The organism is Paenibacillus sp. GbtcB18 (assembly GCF_019091125.1).
Taxonomy (GTDB): Bacteria; Bacillota; Bacilli; order Paenibacillales; family NBRC-103111; genus Paenibacillus_F; species Paenibacillus_F chitinolyticus.
Map to the genome: position 1 here is coordinate 1 of NZ_JAGXJX010000923.1, position 233 is coordinate 233.

The following is a 233-nucleotide window of genomic DNA, read 5'->3' on the forward strand; positions in this document are numbered from 1 at the left end:
AACGTTTTCAGGATCCGGGTGTTTATGCCCACTCGCGTCGCAGCCTTCCCCAGGACCGTTTCCAACTCCCGGCGGGCGTGAACCTCCACGAGAACGTCGAGCCCGACATCCTGCGCGAGCTGCTTGAGTTCCTACAGCTCGGAAGGCTTGAGAATGGCCGCAATCAGCAGAACGACATCCGCGCCGATGACTCTCGCTTCCAGAACCTGCAGCGGGACGATGGTAAAATCTTT

At 58.8% G+C, this 233-nt stretch carries 1 pseudogene; it reads right to left on the reverse strand.

Features of this window, described 5'->3' with window-relative positions:
- A pseudogene (locus tag KVT34_RS31305) lies at positions 1-221 on the reverse strand (indole-3-glycerol phosphate synthase TrpC); the annotation flags it as partial.
- Positions 222-233 lie beyond the last annotated feature (12 nt).